This is a genomic window from Streptomyces venezuelae (assembly GCF_008642375.1).
Classification (GTDB): domain Bacteria; phylum Actinomycetota; class Actinomycetes; order Streptomycetales; family Streptomycetaceae; genus Streptomyces; species Streptomyces venezuelae_G.
The window spans coordinates 5,310,443-5,322,500 of record NZ_CP029194.1 but is presented as its reverse complement, the minus strand read 5'-3'; the positions used below and the strand labels follow the sequence as shown (position 1 = coordinate 5,322,500).

General features: G+C 72.2%; 11 protein-coding genes (1 of these 11 only partly in view). 2 read left to right on the top strand and 9 right to left on the bottom strand.

From position 1 onward, the window contains the following. A protein-coding gene (locus DEJ46_RS24515; protein ID WP_150269687.1) for a stage II sporulation protein M crosses the window boundary here: on the bottom strand, positions 1-962 show its 5' portion. Its footprint begins 46 nt before the window's first position; 962 of the gene's 1,008 nt are visible here — the first part of the coding sequence; its start codon is at positions 960-962; its stop codon lies off the left edge, out of view. 109 nt (positions 963-1,071) lie between these two features. Between DEJ46_RS24515 and DEJ46_RS24510 the strand changes: the two genes are divergently transcribed. Beyond that, the gene (locus DEJ46_RS24510; protein WP_190622868.1) at positions 1,072-1,962 is read left to right on the top strand and encodes an RDD family protein; all 891 of its coding nucleotides are present in this window, start codon (positions 1,072-1,074) and stop codon (positions 1,960-1,962) included. 3 nt (positions 1,963-1,965) lie between these two features. On the opposite strand, the gene DEJ46_RS24505 is transcribed toward DEJ46_RS24510, so the two are convergent. The 8 genes from DEJ46_RS24505 to DEJ46_RS24470 form a co-directional block, all read right to left on the bottom strand. Further along, positions 1,966-2,580 carry a hypothetical protein gene (locus tag DEJ46_RS24505; protein WP_150269686.1) on the bottom strand — a complete coding sequence of 205 codons (615 nt, stop codon included), beginning with the start codon at positions 2,578-2,580 and terminating at the stop codon, positions 1,966-1,968. Positions 2,581-2,737: 157 nt separating this feature from the next. Then, entirely contained in the window at positions 2,738-4,192 is a 1,455-nt protein-coding gene (ahcY, locus tag DEJ46_RS24500; protein WP_150269684.1) for an adenosylhomocysteinase, read from the bottom strand. A 362-nt stretch (positions 4,193-4,554) separates the two neighbouring features. Continuing rightward, complete coding sequence (locus DEJ46_RS24495; protein WP_150269682.1) at positions 4,555-5,520, bottom strand: cation diffusion facilitator family transporter; 966 nt, start codon at positions 5,518-5,520, stop codon at positions 4,555-4,557. Between the two features lie 66 nt (positions 5,521-5,586). Continuing rightward, positions 5,587-6,738, bottom strand: coding sequence for a mannose-6-phosphate isomerase, class I (gene manA, locus DEJ46_RS24490; protein ID WP_150269680.1), 1,152 nt, complete (start codon positions 6,736-6,738; stop codon positions 5,587-5,589). A 206-nt stretch (positions 6,739-6,944) separates the two neighbouring features. After that, positions 6,945-8,099 carry an SIS domain-containing protein gene (locus tag DEJ46_RS24485; protein ID WP_150269679.1) on the bottom strand — a complete coding sequence of 385 codons (1,155 nt, stop codon included), beginning with the start codon at positions 8,097-8,099 and terminating at the stop codon, positions 6,945-6,947. 960 nt (positions 8,100-9,059) lie between these two features. Next, positions 9,060-9,242: a Trm112 family protein gene (locus tag DEJ46_RS24480; RefSeq protein ID WP_030221689.1), complete on the bottom strand. Its 183-nt coding sequence runs from the start codon at positions 9,240-9,242 to the stop codon at positions 9,060-9,062. Positions 9,243-9,360: 118 nt separating this feature from the next. Further along, positions 9,361-10,728, bottom strand: coding sequence for a phosphomannomutase/phosphoglucomutase (locus tag DEJ46_RS24475; RefSeq protein ID WP_150269677.1), 1,368 nt, complete (start codon positions 10,726-10,728; stop codon positions 9,361-9,363). A 103-nt stretch (positions 10,729-10,831) separates the two neighbouring features. Then, positions 10,832-11,266: a DUF3499 domain-containing protein gene (locus tag DEJ46_RS24470; protein WP_079037939.1), complete on the bottom strand. Its 435-nt coding sequence runs from the start codon at positions 11,264-11,266 to the stop codon at positions 10,832-10,834. 288 nt (positions 11,267-11,554) lie between these two features. Between DEJ46_RS24470 and DEJ46_RS24465 the strand changes: the two genes are divergently transcribed. Then, positions 11,555-12,010 carry a metallopeptidase family protein gene (locus DEJ46_RS24465; protein ID WP_150269675.1) on the top strand — a complete coding sequence of 152 codons (456 nt, stop codon included), beginning with the start codon at positions 11,555-11,557 and terminating at the stop codon, positions 12,008-12,010. Positions 12,011-12,058 lie beyond the last annotated feature (48 nt).

The following is a 12,058-nucleotide window of genomic DNA, read 5'->3' as shown; positions in this document are numbered from 1 at the left end:
TCGCCGGTGGCGCCGGCTCGGGCGGCGCGGCCGCCCAGGATGTAGACGTAGGCGAGAAAGGCCAGCTCAGCGCCGATGCCGATGGCGATCCGGGCCCAGGTCGGCAGGCCCGAGGGGGTGACGAAGCCTTCGATCAGGCCCGAGACGAAGAGGACGAGGGCCAGGCCGATGGCCATTCCGACAGCCGCGCGTCCTTGCTCCGCCAGAGCGACGCGGCGGGTGGTGGGGCCCGGGTCGATGAGGGTCCAGCCGAGGCGGAGGCCCGTGCCGGCGGCGACGAAGACCGCCGTCAGTTCGAGCAGGCCGTGGGGAAGGATCAGGCCCAGGAAGACGTCGAGGCGGCCCGCGGAGGACATCAGGCCGATGCCGACGCCGAGGTTCACCATGTTGAGGAAGAGGATCCCCAGCACCGGGATGCCTAGGAACGCTCCCAGGACCAGGCACATGGCCGCGGCCTGGGCGTTGTTCGTCCAGACCTGGGCCGCGAAGGACGCCGCCGGGTGGCTGGAGTAGTACGTCTCGTACTGGCCGCCGGGGCGGGTCATCTCGCGGAGTTCCGTGGGGGCGCCTATAGAGGCCTGGACCTCCGGGTGCGTACCGATCCACCAGCCGATGAGGACGGCGAGGAGGGTCGAGAGGACCGCGGTGGGGATCCACCAGTGGCGGGAGCGGTACACGGCCGCGGGGAAGCCGGCGGTGAGGAAGCGGGCCGCGTCGCGCCAGGAGGAGCGGCGGGTGCCGGTGACGGTCGCGCGGGCTCGGGCGACGAGCTGGGTCAGGCGGGCGGTGAGCTGGGGGTCCGGGGCCGTGGACTGGACGATGGAGAGGTGCGTGGCCGTGCGCTGGTAGAGGGAGACGAGTTCGTCCGCTTCGGCGCCGGTCAGCCTGCGGCCCCTGCGCAGGAGGTGGTCGAGGCGTTCCCACTCGGCGCGGTGGGCTGTGACGTAGACGTCGAGGTCCATGATCGGCTGCTGCTCCCGGCACTTGCTGCGGTCAGGTCCGTACTACTGCGGCGCGCTGCGGGTCAGCTTGGCAGACTGGCGTTCGGAGAGTCGTGGAGAGGTGGGCGCCGTGAGTGGGGTGGTGACGGGGGATGCCGTCGTCCTGGGGTTGCAGCCGGCACGGCTGCCGAGCCGGGCTTTGGCGGTGCTCATCGATCTCGCCGTCGTGTGGGCCGTCTATCTGCTGGTCGTGATCGGGCTCGCCCTGGCGACGGCGTCCTTGGACGAGGCCGCCACGACGGCCGTGTCGATCGCCAGTTTTCTGCTGGTGCTCGTGGGGGCGCCGATCGCGGTGGAGACGCTGTCGCACGGGCGGTCGCTGGGGAAGCTGGCCTGTGGGCTGCGGGTCGTGCGGGACGACGGGGGGCCGATCCGGTTCCGGCACGCGCTGGTGCGGGGGGCCATGGGGGTCGTGGAGATCCTGATGACCTTCGGGGTCGTCGCCTGTATCGCCTCGCTCGTGTCCGAGCGGGGGCGGCGGCTCGGCGACGTGTTCGCCGGGACCCTCGTCGTGCGGGAGCGCATACCCGCGGCGCGGGCCCTTGCTGTGCCCCCGCCGCCGCCGTGGCTCGTCGGTCGGTTCGCCGGGCTCGATCTGTCCGCTGTGCCGGAGAGGCTGTGGCTGGAGATACGTCAGTACCTGACGCGAGCGCGTGAGCTGGACCCCTTCGTCGGGCGGCGGCTCGCCGAGCGGCTCGCCGATGAGCTCGTGGCGCTGACCGGGGCGCCTCCGCCGCCGGGGGTGCCTGCCGACGCCTATCTCGCGGGGGTCGTCGCCGAGCGGCGGGCGCGGGACTCCCGGCGGGCTTTCGCCCCGTCGGGGGAGGGTGTGTCTGTTCCTCCCACCAATCCTGCCGTTCCTGTTGTTCCTGCTGTCGGCTCTCCGGTCGTCGTGCCGCCGGTTGGTCCGGTGGGTGGGGAGAGCGGGCCTCGGGCCACCGGGTTCGCGCCGCCCGCCTGACGGTCAGGGGAAGACCGAGGGTGGTGTCTCCAGGGCCTCGAGCTCGATGCCGGGGGCCGCGAGGACCACGTCGCCGGCGATGTGGACGGTGTGCCGCTCCCCCGTGTCCAGGGCGCTGACCTGGTACTCGTCGACGACCAGGGGGCCGTTGTCAGTGGCGTGCGCTTCACTCTTCAGCAGGGCCCAGGACTGGTCGACCGTGAGGGGGGCGAGCACCGGATCCGTGAAGGCGACGAGCCTGAGGCGGGTCTCGGGGGAATCGGGGGTGAGACGCAGGAGTCGCGTGATCGCGACGAGGAACGCCGGGGACGTGCCGGTGAAGGCGTGGGCGCGCACATTGCCTTCGGTGGCGTGGGTTCCGGTGGGGTCCGTGCGGACCCAGGTGACGCCGTCGAGGGCCGCGCCGCGGACCTGCCAGCTCGCGGCGTTCACTTCGAGGCGGATGGGGCGGCCCAGTTCGTCGATGGCCAGGTCGACGGAGCCGAGGTGGTCGCCCGAGGGGGTGACGGTCTGGGAGACGTAGCGCCAGCCGGAGGGGCCGGGGGCGCAGTGGAAGTGCTCTTCACCGAGGGGGGTGTGGTCGTGCGGGTCATGGAGCGAATATCGGCCGCGGGGCATGGGTCGGTCCTCGGGAGGCGGTGCTTCCAGGTGCGGTAGCGGGGGCGGAGTCGGAACGGGGCAGGCCCCCGGCACGGGGGTGCGGGGGCCTGCCTTAATCCTCTACGGGTGTCCGGGACGGTGTCGCGTCAGTGCGCGGGTGCCGTCGGCCGGGGCATCAGTAGCGGTAGTGGTCCGGCTTGAAGGGACCGTCGACCTCGACGCCGATGTAGGCGGCCTGCTCGGGGCGGAGGGTCGTCAGCTTGACGCCGAGGGCGTCGAGGTGGAGGCGGGCGACCTTCTCGTCCAGGTGCTTCGGCAGCGTGTAGACGTCGGTCGGGTACTCCTCCGGCTTCGTGAAGAGCTCGATCTGGGCCAGCGTCTGGTCCGCGAAGGAGTTCGACATGACGAAGGAGGGGTGACCGGTCGCGTTGCCGAGGTTCAGCAGGCGGCCCTCGGAGAGGACGATCAGGACCTTGCCGTCGGGGTAGGTCCAGGTGTGGACCTGCGGCTTGACCTCGTCCTTGACGACGCCCGCGGTGTTGGCGAGGCCGGCCATGTCGATCTCGTTGTCGAAGTGGCCGATGTTGCCGACGATGGCCTGGTGCTTCATCTTGGCCATGTCGGCGGCCATGATGATGTCCTTGTTGCCGGTCGTGGTGATGAAGATGTCGGCGGTCTCGACGACCTCGTCCAGGGTCGTGACCTGGTAGCCGTCCATGGCCGCCTGGAGCGCGCAGATCGGGTCGATCTCGGTGACGATGACGCGCGCGCCCTGGCCGCGGAGCGACTCGGCGCAGCCCTTGCCGACGTCGCCGTAGCCGCAGACGACGGCGGTCTTGCCGCCGATGAGGACGTCGGTGGCGCGGTTGATGCCGTCGATGAGGGAGTGGCGGCAGCCGTACTTGTTGTCGAACTTCGACTTCGTCACGGCGTCGTTCACGTTGATCGCCGGGAAGAGCAGCGCGCCCTCGCGGTGCATCTCGTACAGGCGGTGGACGCCCGTCGTCGTCTCCTCGGTCACGCCGCGGATCTCGGACGCCAGCTGGGTCCACTTCTGCGGGTTCTCGGTGAGGGTGCGGTTGAGGAGACGGAGGATGTGGCCGTACTCCTCGCTGTCCGCGGTGGACGGGTCCGGGGCGGAGCCGACCTTCTCGAACTCGACGCCCTTGTGGACGAGGAGGGTGGCGTCACCGCCGTCGTCGAGGATCATGTTCGGGCCGCCGGTGGGCGTGTTCGGCCAGGTGAGGGCCTGCTCGGTGCACCACCAGTACTCCTCCAGGGTCTCGCCCTTCCAGGCGAAGACCGGGACGCCCTGGGGGTTCTCCGGGGTGCCGTTCGGGCCGACGGCGATGGCCGCGGCGGCGTGGTCCTGGGTGGAGAAGATGTTGCAGGAGGCCCAGCGGACCTCGGCGCCGAGCGCGACGAGCGTCTCGATGAGGACCGCGGTCTGCACGGTCATGTGCAGGGAGCCGGTGACGCGGGCGCCGGCGAGGGGCTGCTGCTCCGCGTATTCGCGGCGGATCGACATCAGGCCGGGCATCTCGTGCTCGGCGAGGGTGATCTCCTTGCGGCCGAAGGCGGCCAGGGAGAGGTCGGCGACCTTGAAGTCCTGCTGGGCGGCAGTCGTCATGACTGTGCTGCTCCTCGAGTGATTCGGGTGCGAGGGTCGATTGAAGGCGCAGGGCACCACGGCAGGGCCCTGGACACACGAATGCCCGGGGGTTTCCACGGTGCCGTCGTCGGAGGCCCTCTCTCCCTCGGCCGGTCCGCTGGACCGCCCGACCGCCATCAGCAGCGACGTCTGGCTGATCTCGAATCTACACCGGACGGTGCTGCGGCCACAGTCCGCATCGGAGGTAGGCCGGGTGGGATCCGGTCAGTACCGGCCGGTTCTGGCTTGATCACCTCGGTACGCACGAGGCCCCCGGGACCTGGGGTCACGGGGGCCTCGTGGCTGGGGGCGGCGGGCGTCGGTGGCCTCGCCGCGGTGGGTCAGTGGGCGGAGCCGCCCGGTGCCTTGGCCGGGTTCTCGCCCGCCGAGGCCGCGGACTCGCTGTAGATGTCCGGCTCCAGGTAGATCACCCGGGCGATCGGGACGGCCGCGCGGATGCGCTCCTCCGCGGCGTTGATCGCGTTGGCCACCTCGGTCGCCGTGTCGTCGTGGCTGACCGCGATCTTGGCCGCGACGAGCAGCTCCTCGGGGCCCAGGTGGAGGGTGCGCATGTGGATGAGGCGGGTGACGGTGTCGCCGTCGACGACCGCCGCCTCGATCTTCTTGACCTCGTCGACGCCGGCGGACTCACCGAGGAGCAGCGACTTGGTCTCGGCCGCGAGCACGATCGCGATCAGGATCAGCAGGACGCCGATGCAGAGGGTGCCGATGCCGTCCCAGACGCCGTCGCCGGTGGCGAGGGCGAGGCCGACGCCGCCGAGGGCGAGCACGAGGCCGACGAGGGCGCCGAGGTCCTCCAGCAGGACGACGGGGAGCTCGGGAGCCTTCGCGCGGCGGACGAACTCCGTCCAGGAGAGGCCGCCGCGGACCTCGTTCGACTCCTTGATGGCCGTACGGAAGGAGAAGGACTCGGCGATGATCGCGAAGACGAGGACGCCGACCGGCCAGTACCAGGCCTCGATCTCGTGCGGGTCCTTGATCTTCTCGTAGCCCTCGTAGATGGCGAACATGCCACCGACGGAGAAGAGCACGATCGAGACGAGGAAGGCGTAGATGTAGCGCTCGCGGCCGTAGCCGAACGGGTGCTGCGGGGTCGCCTCGCGCTGGGCCTTCTTGCCGCCGAGGAGCAGCAGGCCCTGGTTGCCGGAGTCGGCGAGCGAGTGCACGCTCTCCGCGAGCATCGAGGACGACCCACTGAAGAGGTACGCGACGAACTTGGCTACGGCGATCGCGAGGTTGGCGGCGAGTGCCGCCACGATCGCCTTGGTTCCGCCTGACGCGCTCATGGGTGTACGAGGTCCCTTCGTCGATGCTCCGGCTCTTTCGCCGCGGTTCGGCCGGTCATTCTCGCATCAGGCCACGACGGTGGCGCGAAAGACCGTACCCGCACCGGACAGTTCGGTCTTCTCGCCCGCCGGAACGAAGACGGACTCGCCCGGAGCGAGGGTGACCTCGCCCGCCTTCGGGCGGCCCGCGACGGAGAGCAAGATCTGTGGAGTCGGGGCGGTGACGTCGGTCGGCGCGGCCCCCTCGGCCCGTACGAAACGGGAGAGACGGAACTCGTCGATCGGGGTGTCGTAGACCTCCTCCCCGGAGGGGGAGGCCTCGGGGCGCAGGACGGCGGGGTCGTTCGACTCGAAGCGGACGACCCGCAGGAGTTCGGGGACGTCGACGTGCTTGGGGGTGAGGCCGCAGCGCAGCACGTTGTCGGAGTTGGCCATGATCTCGACGCCCATGCCGTCGAAGTAGGCGTGCGGCACGCCCGCGCCCAGGTAGAGCGCCTCGCCCGGCTGGAGCCGGACGTGGTTGAGGAGCATGGCGGCGATGACTCCGGGGTCGCCCGGGAAGTGGTGGGCGAGGTTCGCGAAGGGGGCGTGGTCGCCGCCCAGGCGTTCCGCAGCGGCCGCGGCTTCGGTGACCGTGTGCGCCATCTCGTCGGGGTCGGCCGTCAGCAGGGCCGTCAGGACCTCGCGGAGCGCCGCCTCTTCGGGGTGGGCGTGGAGGAGGTCCACGTACGGCTTGAGCGAGTCGACGCCCAGCTCCGCGATGAGGTCGGCGGCCGCGGCGGGGGCACGGAATCCGCACAGCCCCTCGAAGGGGGTGAGGGCGCAGATCAGTTCGGGCTTGTGGTTGGCGTCCTTGTAGGTGCGGTGCGGGGCGTCGATGGGGATGCCCGCGGCCTCCTCGGCGGCGAAGCCCGCGCGGGCCCGGTCGAGGTCGGGGTGGACCTGGAGGGAGAGCGGGGCGCCCGCGGCGAGCACCTTGAGCAGGAAGGGGAGGCGCGCACCGAACTTCTCGACGGCGGGCTTCCCCAGCTCGCGTACGGGATCGGCGGCGACGACCTCGTTGAGCGGGCCGCGCTCGGTGCGGGAGGGGGCGCCGGGGTGGGCGCCCATCCACATCTCGGCCTGCGGTTCGCCGGTGGGGGCGACGCCGAGGAGTTCGGGGATGGCCGTCGGGGATCCCCAGGCGTAGGGGCGGACGGTGTTGACGAGGCGGTCCATGGTGCCTGCCAGCTCCTCGGAGTCGTGACGGGTGGTGAGGGGTGTCGGATGACAGGTGACAGGGGGCGGGTGACGGGTGGGTGACGGGGCGGGGGGTCTGGTGGTGACGGGGTGATGGACGCGGTGGGTGTGGGAGGGGTTGCGAGTGGGTCGTGTGATGTGGGTGGGAGGTCGAGTGGGTGGGTGCGGGGGGAATGGGTGGGTGGTCAGTGGGTGCTGTGGTCCGGGCGGCCCGGGGTCGCCAGGGCCAGGTAGACGGCGGCGAAGTCGGTCACCGCGAGCAGTTCGGCCAGGGTTTCAAGGTCGCCGCCCTCCTCCGGTTCGAGTTCGCTGATGGCCGTCTCGTGACCGAGGGCCAGCTCCCTGGCCGCCGGGGCCGCGGTCAGGCCGCCCGGCCTGTCGCGCAGCAGGACGACCCTGGCCCGCAGCGCCTGCGGCTCCTCCACCCGGTCCCGGAAGAAGTCGTCGGGGTCCGCGCCCGCCGCGTAGTCGCCCGCGAGGAGCACTCCGTGCGCCGGCAGGGCCTCCGGGAGTTCCGCCGCGAGCGCAGGCAGGCCCGCGAGCTCGGCCAGGACGCTCGCGAAGCGACGTCCTGCGGGGCCCGCCGCGTAGCCCTCGGTCCAGATCAGCGGGAGCGAGTCGGCCAGTTCGGCCGCGAGCGTCTTGGCCGGGTTGCTGTACGTGGCGATGGCCGGGCCGCAGCGTTCGGCCGTCCGGTCGAGACGGTCGGCGACCTTCTCCAGGGCCTCCGGTGGCGCGTCGACCAGACCGACCCTGTCGAGGAGGGCGAGCAGTGGGGTGAACAGGGCCCACAGGGCGCCCGGGCTCGCCGCGAGGCTTTCCGCGTACTCGTCGGGCGACTCGTTCGGCGCGGTGGCCATCGGGACGAACAGGCCGTGCGAGCCGCCGACCGCCTCGGCGAGCGGGGAGGCCTTGGGAGCGACGGCGACGACCGTGATGCCGCGGCGGTACGCCTGCTCGGCGAGGAGGGCGAGGCCGGGTTCCGAGCCGTCCGTGGTGGGCAGCAGGAGCAGGTCGACCGAGCCCGCCCAGCCGGGCAGGGCCCAGCGCAGGGCGCCCGCCGCGGGGGCGACGCCGGTCGGCTGGAGCCGTACGACGGGGGCCGAGGCTCCCGCGAGGGCGCCGATCAGGTCCGCGACGCCCGCGGCCGCGGTGCCGGGGCCCGCCACCAGGACCGCGCGGGGGCGGCCCTCGGGGTGCAGATCGGCGATGCCGGCCTCGCTCGCGTGGCGGGCGGCCGTCCGTACCCGGGCTCCTGCTTCGGCGGCGCCGCGCAGGAGACCGCGGCGGTCGGCCAGGGCGAGGGCGTCCGGTGCGTCGAGGAGCGTCTCGTCGAGCATGTGGCGGTGCCTCCCGGGTGGGTGCGGGGTGTCTGTGGGCGGGTTCCTGGTGGTGCGGAGCCGGTGCCGGGGGTGTTGTTCGTGATGGTGTGCCGCCCTGCCTTCGGCAGGGCTTCTTGTGTTCCCGTACGCACGGGTGGTGCGGGTGGGGAGGGAGATGTGCGGGCCTTCCCGGGGGTGGTGTTCGCCGTCGGCGGCGGGCCCTCCGGGGGTGTCGGGTGGGGTGCCTGCCCGTGGGCCGGTGTGGGGCCTGTGGGTCCGACTGCCCGACGCCGAAGCCGCCGTCGACGTCGGCTTCGGTCGCGGCGCGGCGCGGCGAGGGGGCTTGGCAGCCGTCGCCGGCTGCGGCGCATCGCGCCGCCAGGCGGTCGCGGGGCGGTCCGGGGCGGTGGCCCGGCGGGGGCGGCTGCGTGGGGGTGCCGGACGGCTCGACAGGCCGGTGTCGTGGTGCGGCGCTCGCCCGGTGAGAGCGCGCCGTGCCTCGCCCTCGGCGGGAATGACCGTGTGGTTGCCCGTGCCGACCGTGCCGACCGGGTCGGCCTGGGGGTCCGGGTCAGCCAAGGGATCCAGACCTACGCAGAGGCCCCGGCCGGCCCGACGGTCGAGATCAGCCCGAGGGCCCACGCCAGCCCAGGGGTCCAGGTCCGACCGGGGATCCAGGTCATCCCGAAGGCCCACGCCAGCCCAAGGGTCCGGGTCAACCCGAAGCCCCACGCCGGCCCGGCGGCCCGGATCAGCCCGGGGATTCACGCCCGCGAGGCGATCCAGGCCTGCCCTGTGACCCACGCCCGCCCGGCGGTCCACGTCCGGCCGAGGAGGCAGGTCGGGCGGTGTGGGGTGGGGCGCAGTTGGGCCGGGGCTTCCCGTGGGCGTGGTTCTGTGACCCGGGCCCTGGGGTGCGGGTGTGCGGTCTGTACCGGGGCCGGGTGTCAGGGGGCTCGGGGCGGGGCGCACCGTGGGTCAGGCCGGGCGGCGGGCCTCGTCGGTGAGGAGGACCGGGATGCCGTCGCGGACCGGGTACGCGAGGCCGCAGTCCGTGCCGGTGCAGACCAGTTCGGGGGTCTCGTCCGCCGTGCGGTCGTTCAGCGGAGCGTGGCACGCGGGGCAGGCCAGGATCTCCAGGAGGCCGGCTTCGAGCGGCATGGGGTGTCCCTTCGAACAAACGGTGGTGGTGCTGCCCTTCGGGCCAGGTCAGCCTACCGCCGGGGAACGGGGGACGCGGCTCGGTGGCCGGGCCCCTCCGTCCTCCGGTGGGGTGATGTCAGCCGGCCTGCCGGACCAGGGCCAGGACCTCGTCGCGGATCTTGGTCATGGTGGCCTCGTCGCGGGCCTCGACGTTGAGGCGGAGCAGCGGCTCGGTGTTCGAGGCGCGGAGGTTGAACCACCAGTCGGCGGAGGTGACCGTGAGGCCGTCGAGGTCGTCGAAGGTGACCCCGTCCACGGCGGCGTACGTCGCCTTGACCTTCGCCGTGCTGGCCGTCTGGTCGGCGACCGTGGAGTTGATCTCGCCCGAGGAGGCGTAGCGGTCGTAGACGGAGACCAGGTCGGACAGGGTGCCCTCCTGCCCGCCCAGGGCCGCCAGGACGTGGAGCGCGGCGAGCATGCCCGTGTCCGCGTTCCAGAAGTCCTTGAAGTAGTAGTGCGCCGAGTGCTCACCGCCGAAGATGGCGCCGGTCTTCGCCATCTCCTCCTTGATGAAGGAGTGGCCGACGCGGGTGCGGACGGGGGCGCCGCCGTTCTCGCGGACGACCTCGGGCACGGACCAGGAGGTGATCAGGTTGTGGATGATCGTTCCGCCGGGGTTCTTGGCGAGTTCGCGGGCGGCGACGAGGGCCGTGATCGCGGACGGGGAGACCGGCTCGCCGCGCTCGTCGACGACGAAGCAGCGGTCGGCGTCGCCGTCGAAGGCGAGGCCGAGGTCGGCGCCCTCGGCGAGGACGCGGGCCTGGAGGTCGACGATGTTCTTCGGGTCGAGGGGGTTGGCCTCGTGGTTCGGGAAGGTGCCGTCGAGCTCGAAGTACATGGGGACGGTGTCGAGCGGGAGGCCGTCGAAGACCGTGGGGACGGTGTGGCCGCCCATGCCGTTGCCCGCGTCGACGACGACCTTCAGCGGACGGATGGCGGTGAGGTCGACCAGGCCCTTGAGGTGGGCGGCGTAGTCGTCGAGGGTCTCGCGCTCGGTGATCGTGCCGGGGGTCGCGGCGGCTTCCGGGGCGCCGGTCTCCGTCCACTCCTCGGCGAGGGCGCGGATGTCGGCGAGGCCGGTGTCCTGGCCCACGGGAGCGGCGCCGGCGCGGCACATCTTGATGCCGTTGTACTGGGCCGGGTTGTGGGAGGCCGTGAACATCGCGCCCGGCAGGCCGAGGCTGCCCGAGGCGAAGTACAGCTGGTCGGTGGAGCAGAGCCCGATGAGGGTGACGTCGGCACCGAGGCGGGCCGCGCCACGCGCGAAGGCGGCCGAGAGACCGGGCGACGAGGGGCGCATGTCGTGGCCGACGACGATCGCGTCCGCGTCCGTCACCCGTACGAAGGCGGCGCCGAAGAGCTCGGCGAGCTTCTCGTCCCACTGGTCCGGTACCACTCCGCGGACGTCGTACGCCTTCACGATCTGCGACAGATCGACAGTCACGGATCCACCCTCCTGAGTTTCTCGGCACGCGTGTGCGGCGCGCGTAGGAACGCCAAAGCTACCCGGAGCGGATCAGGGGTACGCGGACAGTGGCCGGTTGGTGTCAGTTGTCGGGCGAACGGAGCACCCTGAGGTGCCCGCGGCGGCCGACCTCCATCGGGTCTCCGCCTCGGCCTCCGCCGCCCTTGCCGCCGGCCTCGGCCGCGCGCTCGTGGGGGCGGGCCGCTTCCCGTACCGCGTTGGCCAGGGCTTCGAGGTCGTCGCCGCTGGGGCGGGCGGGGGCGGAACCGTCGGTGAGCCGCACCACCTCCCAGCCGCGTGGCGCGGTGAGGCGCTCGCTGTGCTCGGCGCACAGGTCGTAGCAGTGGGGCTCGGCGTAGGTGGCGAGCGGGCCGAGGACCGCAGTCGAGTCGGCATAGACGTACGTCAGTGTCGCGACGGCAGGGCGGCCGCACGCGGTGCGCGAACAGCGACGTACAGGGCTCACGACGTTGGACGGTACCGCACTCTTGACCGGGCCGCGACGACTCTCCCTCAGGTCACTCCCCCGTGTCGCGCTGTGACCTCTGCCACCCCCATTCGCGCCATGGCTGCACTGACCTGCACGGGAGGGGGCGTACGGCCTTGGGGGCAGGAGGCGATCCGGACAGTCGGGGATACAAATCCGGTCAACCACGGCCAGATGGCCGATCGCGACACGCTGTCGATTCAGGCGCGTGAACGGTCGGAATGTTCAGGTTTCGACAGCCGGGGCCGTCGCGCCGGAAAACCTGGCGAGGATCCGCCACGGTGCGGAAACACCGAGGAGGGTTACGCTGCGTCAGTGATGGACAGTCCTGTGCCGCCGAACTCCTCGCACCCCTCCACGGAGCCCCCGGCGGAGCCTCGGGTCCGCCGCCGCGACCGTCACGGGCGCGGGATGCGGGGGCCCGTCGCCCCGCCCCAGGTGCCGCTCTCGACGAGCCGGGCCGACACCTTCCGCGATCTGGTGCTGGACTCGGTCGAGCGCCTCGAACGGCACTGGCCGCAGCTGGCCGACATCGAGTTCCTCGTGATGGAGGTGCCGCCTTCCGTCTCGGAGGAGACGGTGCCGCTCGGCGGTTCGGCGCCCGCCGAGAAGGGCGAGCCCGCCCGGGTCGTCGTCTACCGGCGGCCTGTCGAGATCCGCTCGAAGAGCCGCGACGAGCGCGCGCTGCTCGTCCACGAGGTGGTCGTGGAGCAGGTCGCCGAGCTCCTCGGGCTCTCGCCCGAGTCGGTCGACCCCCGGTACGGGCAGGACTGAGCCCCCGCACGGGCAGGGGCTCGATTTCCTCCCTCAAGGGTGGTTCTT